This window comes from Methylobacterium sp. V23 (genome assembly GCF_002917135.1).
Classification (GTDB): domain Bacteria; phylum Pseudomonadota; class Alphaproteobacteria; order Rhizobiales; family Beijerinckiaceae; genus Methylobacterium.
The window spans coordinates 43,301-49,310 of sequence record NZ_PDHT01000033.1; the positions used below are offsets into that span (position 1 = coordinate 43,301).

Here is a 6,010-nt window from a genome sequence, read left to right on the forward strand (position 1 = left end):
GCGGCGCCGATGCAAACGTGCCGGCCCAACGACATGGACTGGCTCAGTCCCGCCGCGCGCGACGCCGAACACGGTGCGCGCCGGGCCCTCGATTTTCCAAGGTGCAACGCATGGCGGCCTGGGTGAAGGGTGGTGCGACGGATGCGGACGCGGCGGTGGAGGCCGCCGCCACGCTCCTCGCTTCAGCGCAGAATGCTGTCCTGGCGGGCCTCTGCGCCGAGTTGAGCGCGGTGCGCGCGGCCTATCATCTCGCCGACGCCATCGGGGCCTCCGTCGACCCCGTGGCCGGTCCGAGCCTCTACGCCGAGCTCGGTCCCTTGAGCCGCACCGGCGCCATGACGACGACGCCCGCCGAGGCCGTCGGCCGGGCCGACGCGGTCCTCATCGTCGGCAACGTCCCGTGGGATCGTCCGATCGTGCAGGACATTGCCGGCGCGCAGGCGACCCGGGGCCGCGCCGCCGGCTCCGAGCGGGTGATCCTGTCGCTGGGTGGACCGCGCAACGGCGCCACCCGGCACGTGGCCTACCCGGCCGAGGCCGGCGGCCTCGCGGTCTCGATCGCGCACCTGCGCGCCTTCCTGAAGGGCAATCTCGGCGGCGAGGCGGCCTATGCCGATCTCGCCCGGCGGCTCAGCACCGCCCAGTACGGCGTCGTTCTCTACGACCCGGCCGAGACCGGCGAGCTCGGCGTCGAGATGCTCCAGGGCATGATCAAGGACCTCAACGAGGTCACGCGCTTCTTCGGCCTGCCCCTGTCCGACCCCTTCCAGGGCCGCGCCCTCCTGCAACTCGCCGCCTGGACCACCGGCCAGGCGCCCCGGGTCGGCTTCGGCCGGCACGTGCCCGAGCACGATCCCTGGCGCTTCGACAGCGCCCGCCAGATCGCCGCCGGCGAGGCCGACGCCGCCCTCTGGCTCGCCTCCCTCCCCGCCCCCCGTCCCGACTGGCTCGGCACCCTGCCGAGCGTCGCCATCGTGGGCGTCGGCAGCCCCGAGGCCGGCGGCGACGTCGCCGACGTGGTCTTCGCCGTGGGCGTACCGGGCGAGACCGCCGGCGGTAGCCTGTGGGACGAGCGCCGGGCCGCGATCACCTACGCGCCGGCTTCCGGCGCGACGGCCGAGCTGAGCGCGGCCGGCATCCTGACCGCCATCCAAGATCGTATCCAACAACGCCTCGGGCAGAAGAAGGGCGCCGCATGCTGATCCGGATTCACGGAGGCCGGGTCGTCGACCCGACGGCCGGCCGCGACGCGGTCGGCGAGGTCTGGATCGAGAACGGCCGCGTGGTGGCCGCCTCCGAGCGCGCGCCCGACCGGACCATCGACGCCACCGGCTGCGTGGTGATGGCCGGTGGCGTCGAGGTGCACTCGCACATCGCCGGCGGCAACGTGGTGATGAGCCGGCTGCTCCTGCCCGAGCTCTACGCCAGCGAGGCCGCCCCCGAGGGCCATCCCTTCGCCCATGCGGGCGGCTCGGCCGCCTGGATCGGCGCGAACTACGCGCGGATGGGCTACACCCTGGCGGTCGAGCCCGCGATGCCGCCCGCCAACGCGCTGGCCACCCAGCTCGAGCTCGCCGACATCCCGCTCCTGGACCGCGGCGCCCTGACGGTGATGGGCAACGACGACCACCTGCTCCAGCTCCTGCGGGCGCGCGAGGGCAAGGCGGCGGTGCGCGACCTCGTCGCCCTCTCGGTGGCGACCTCGCGGGGCCTCGGCGTCAAGTGCATCAACGCGGGCGGCGCCTCGGCCTTCAAGGACGGGATGCTGAAGCTCAGCCTCGACGACGAGATCCCGGTCTACGGCCTCTCCACCCGCAAGATTATGGGGGCGCTCCTCGACGCGGTCGAGGAGATCGGCGTGCCGCACCCGCTGCACGTCCACTGCAACAACCTCGGCATCCCGGGCGCCGACGAGTCCTTCGTGGACACCCTGGAGGCGGCGGAAGGGCGGCGCATCCACTTCGCCCATGCCCAGTTCTACGGCTACGGCGTCGCCGATCCCGAGAACCCCCTGACCGGCGGCTTCCGCTCGGCGGCGGAGCGCATCACGGAGGCCATGGAGGCGCACCCGAACGCGACCTACGACGTCGGCCAGGTCGCCTTCGGCCAGACCGTGACGATCTCGCTCGACATCCTGCGCCAGTTCGCGGGCCGCAAGGGCGCCAACCCGAAGAAGTGGATCCTCACCGCGGGCGACGCGGAGGGCGGCGGCGTAGTGCCGTTCCTCTACAAGCCGCGCGGACCGGTGAGCTCCCTGCAATGGGCGATCGGCCTCGAGCTGATGCTCCTGTCCAAGGAGCCGGAGCGCACCATCCTGACCACCGACCACCCGAACGGCGGTCCCTTCACCGACTATCCGCGGATCATCCACTTCCTGATGGACAAGGAGGAGCGGGACCGCGAGATCGCCGGCCTGCACAAGGTCATCGCCGAGCGCTCCGGCCTCTGCGCCATCGAGCGCGAGTACAGCTTCTCGGAGATCGCCCAGCTGACCCGCTCGGGGCCCGCCAAGCTCCTCGGCCTCGCCGATCGCGGCCACCTGCGCGAGGGCGCCCGGGCCGACGTCGCGGTCTATCGCGACGACCCGGATCGCACCGCGATGTTCGCCCGCGCCAAGCTGGTGCTCAAGGACGGCGAGACCATCGTGGAGGACGGCGAGGTCGTGGCCTGGCGCTCGGGCCGCACCCTGGAGCTCGCCGTCGAGTCCGACAAGGCGATGGTGGCCCGCTCCGAGACCTACCTGCAGGACCGCTTCGGCACCGGCCTCAAGAGCTTCGCGGTGCCCGACGAGGCCTTCCCGAAGCCGGATGTGTTCGCGGAGGTCGCATGTCGGACCTGAAGAACATGTCGGACCTGAAGAACATGTCGGGCCTGAAGAACGTGTCGGGCCCGAGAAACATGCCGGCTGTGGACGGGCGTCGCGTAGGGATGGGTGACTGAGATGACGGACCTCACCCTCAACGGCATCCCGGTGATCGATACCTTCGCGGAGGCGTTCGACGTCGCCGGAACGGCGATCATCATCACCAACGACACCCCCAAATGGGCGATGATCGCCGCCACCGTGATGACCGGCTTCGCCACTTCGGTGATCGGCTGCGGCGCCGAGGCCGGGATCGACTGTGAGCTCTCCCCGGAGGAGACCCCGGACGGGCGCCCCGGCGTGCGCGTGCTGCTGTTCGGCTTCGAGCCGAACGGCCTCAAGGACCAGCTCCTCAAGCGGGTCGGCCAGTGCATCCTGACCTGCCCGGGCACCGCCTGCTACGCGGGCGTCGACGGGCCGACGAAGATCAAGCTCGGCGGCGCGATCCGCTACTTCGGCGACGGCTTCGCCGTGGCCAAGCGCCTGACCGACCCGGTGACCGGCAAGGCCCGGCGCTACTGGCGCATCCCCGTCATGGACGGTGAGTTCCTGTGCGAGGACTTCGTCCGCGCGGTGGACGGGGCCGTCGGCGGCGGCAACCTGCTGTTCCTCGGGCGCAAGCACGCCGACACCCTCAAGGTCGCCGAGATCGCGGTCGAGGCCGCCCGCGCGGTGCCGGGCGCGATCCTGCCCTTCCCGGGCGGCATCGTCCGCTCCGGCTCGAAGGTGGGCGCCCGCACCAAGGGCATGATGGCGTCGACCAACGACGCCTACTGCCCGACCCTGAAGGGCCGGGCCGGCACCGAGCTCTCGGCCGAGGTCGGCGTCGTGCTGGAGATCGTGATCGACGCGCTGACCTCCGACGGCGTCGCGGAGTCGATGCGCGCCGCCCTGCACGCGGCCACCGAGGCCGGGGCCGCCCACGGCCTCGTGGCCGTCACGGCCGGCAATTACGGCGGCAATCTCGGCCGCCACCATTATCACCTGAAGAACCTGCTCTCGAAGGAGCCGGGCAGCGAGGCTGGAGCGGCATGAGCACCCTCACCCTGCGCCAGGAGCCGCCGGAGCGGCTCGATCTCCTGCACGTCACCCCGCTGTCCCTGCGCGGCCTCAGCGAGGCCGAGGCGGCCAGGCTCCCCGTCGGCACCGGCCGGCGCGGCCTGACGCTGGGCGACTGCTTCACCCTCGCCCTCGACGGCTCGGACGAGCTCGTCATCGAGGGGGGCTCGTCGCGCCTCGACCGGGTCGGCGCCGCGCTCAGCGGCGGCCGCATCCGGGTGGTCGGCGATGTCGGCCAGCGCCTCGGCGCGGGCATGCAGTCGGGCTCCGTCACCGTCACGGGGTCGGCCGGTCCCTTCGCGGGCTCGGGCGCCACCGGCGGCACGATCACGATCGAGGGCGATGCCGGCGATCACGCGGGCGGCGCGGTCTACGCCGCCAAGGCAGGCCTCGACGGCGCCACCCTGGTGATCCACGGCGCCGCCGGGGACTATCTCGGCGACCGCATGCGCCGCGGCCTGATCCTGGTGGGCCGGGCCGGCGCCTATGCGGGCGCGCGGATGATCGCCGGCACCATCGCGGCCATGCACCTCGGCGACCATCCGGGCTTCGGCATGCGCCGGGGCACCATCCTGGCCGGCGGCGTCGGCGCGTTGAGCCCGAGCTTCGTCGAGACGGGCACGCACGATCTCGTGTTCCTGCGCCTCCTGGCCCGCTCGCTCCGGCCCCTGAGCCCGGCCCATGCCGACCTCGCGGCCGGGGCGCTCACGCGCTACTCGGGCGACCTCGCGACCCTGGGCAAGGGCGAAGTGTGGGTGGCGGCGGCCTGAGGCCGGCCCCGCCCGCGCGGGCCCGGAGGATCCGTCCCCCGGGCTTGCACAATCCTACCGATCGGACGACCATCGTCGGCCGCGGGGCGGCACCATAGTGCCGGATGCCCCGCGCCAGTCCCGCGCGAACCCGGCGTCCCCATGCTCATCCTGCTCTCGATCTGCCTCCTGTCGCAGCCCTCGCAATGCCGCGAGGACAAGATCGACCTCTCCTACGAGGCGCGCAGCCCCTTCATCTGCCTGCGCAATTCCCAGAGTGCCATCGCCAAGTGGCAGGAGGAGCACCCGGAATGGCACGTCACCCGGTGGCGCTGCGCCGTCCGGGGCAGCCAGCCGCGCGATCTCTGAGGGTCGGCGCCGGGCGTGGAACGACGCTGTGCTTGCGGCCGGGGCGGCCCAAAGCCTAGAGATCCTGACGGCTCCCCGGTGACGCCAAGATCGCCCGAGCCGTCGGACAGATCAGACGCGCACGCAGGGCCGGTGGTCCGCGGGGATGTCTGGCGGCGGGATCGGGAAGAACTGGCAAGACCATGCTGGCCACGTCAAACCGGATGCGACGGCGCGCCTCGGATCGCCTGATCACGCCGCATGCCGGTTTCGGGCGGCCGGCAGTCATCGTGGCGGCAGTCATCACGGCGGCAATGACCACGGCGGCAAATCCATGCGCTCGCTGAAGGTCCGGTTCGCGCTGCTCCTCGGCGCCACCGCGCTCCTCGTCGTCCTGGCCGCCCTCGGGGTCCAGGCCTCGATCAGCGCGGCCGAGCGCACCATCGACCGGACGCTCGCCGCCCAGGGACGGCTCGAACTCCTCGTCGAATTGTCGGGGCGCATGACCCAGTACGGCCTGGCCGCCCTGGAGGCGGTGAGCAACCCGGACGCGCAGCCGGAAGGCCTGGCGGTGGCGCGCACCAACGTCGACCGCGCCCTGGTGGCGGTGGACGAGGCCCTGGGGCGTTCCATCGCCTCGAGCGACGACCCCCTCGACCGCACCCAGTACGCCGCCCGTACCCGGCCCCTGGCACAGCTGCGCGCCGCCCGCGCGGTCCTCGACCGGCAGGTGACGCAGGTGCTGCGGCAGTCCGAGGACGAGTCGCGCAAGGCGGCGATCCGGGGGGCCCTGAACGGCTTCGGCGCCATGACGGGGCAGCCCCTGTCCTTCCTGATCGAGGTGGAGCGGCGCTCGATGATCGCCGGCTCCGACGCAGCGCGCGCGCTCTCCAGCACCCTGCGGGTCGCCTCGCTGGCCGCGGTGGCGGGGGCGCTCGCCATCGTGCTCCTGCTCTACCGGGCGGTGACCCGTCCGGTGCTGGCCCGGATC

The 6,010-nt window shown here is 72.6% G+C and carries 5 protein-coding genes and 1 pseudogene; all 6 read left to right on the top strand.

What is annotated here, in order from left to right:
• The first annotated feature begins 110 nt into the window (after window positions 1-110).
• Window positions 111-1,202: a formyltransferase gene (locus CRT23_RS22815; protein ID WP_103711910.1), complete on the top strand. Its 1,092-nt coding sequence runs from the start codon at window positions 111-113 to the stop codon at window positions 1,200-1,202.
• Window positions 1,196-2,839, top strand: a complete 1,644-nt coding sequence (locus CRT23_RS22820) for a formylmethanofuran dehydrogenase subunit A (protein ID WP_055951532.1) — start codon at window positions 1,196-1,198, stop codon at window positions 2,837-2,839. Before CRT23_RS22815 ends, CRT23_RS22820 begins: the two co-directional genes overlap by 7 nt.
• 102 nt (window positions 2,840-2,941) lie before the next feature.
• Window positions 2,942-3,898 carry a formylmethanofuran--tetrahydromethanopterin N-formyltransferase gene (gene fhcD, locus CRT23_RS22825; protein WP_055951535.1) on the top strand — a complete coding sequence of 319 codons (957 nt, stop codon included), beginning with the start codon at window positions 2,942-2,944 and terminating at the stop codon, window positions 3,896-3,898.
• On the top strand, window positions 3,895-4,692 hold the full coding sequence (locus CRT23_RS22830) for a formylmethanofuran dehydrogenase subunit C (RefSeq protein WP_103711911.1): 798 nt from the start codon (window positions 3,895-3,897) through the stop codon (window positions 4,690-4,692). Before fhcD ends, CRT23_RS22830 begins: the two co-directional genes overlap by 4 nt.
• 141 nt (window positions 4,693-4,833) lie before the next feature.
• Window positions 4,834-5,040 (top strand): hypothetical protein, encoded by a 207-nt coding sequence (locus CRT23_RS22835; RefSeq protein WP_055951540.1) that lies wholly within the window; start codon window positions 4,834-4,836, stop codon window positions 5,038-5,040.
• A gap of 313 nt (window positions 5,041-5,353) precedes the next feature.
• Window positions 5,354-6,010: pseudogene (locus CRT23_RS22840) on the top strand (two-component sensor histidine kinase); the annotation flags it as partial.

Bases quoted from the DNA above. Each gene is read 5' to 3' on its own strand.
- CRT23_RS22815 (WP_103711910.1), top strand. From the start codon at position 111: ATGGCGGCCTGGGTGAAGGGTGGTGCGACGGATGCGGACGCGGCGGTG.
- CRT23_RS22820 (WP_055951532.1), top strand. From the start codon at position 1,196: ATGCTGATCCGGATTCACGGAGGCCGGGTCGTCGACCCGACGGCCGGC.
- CRT23_RS22830 (WP_103711911.1), top strand. From the start codon at position 3,895: ATGAGCACCCTCACCCTGCGCCAGGAGCCGCCGGAGCGGCTCGATCTC.
- fhcD (WP_055951535.1), top strand. From the start codon at position 2,942: ATGACGGACCTCACCCTCAACGGCATCCCGGTGATCGATACCTTCGCG.
- CRT23_RS22835 (WP_055951540.1), top strand. From the start codon at position 4,834: ATGCTCATCCTGCTCTCGATCTGCCTCCTGTCGCAGCCCTCGCAATGC.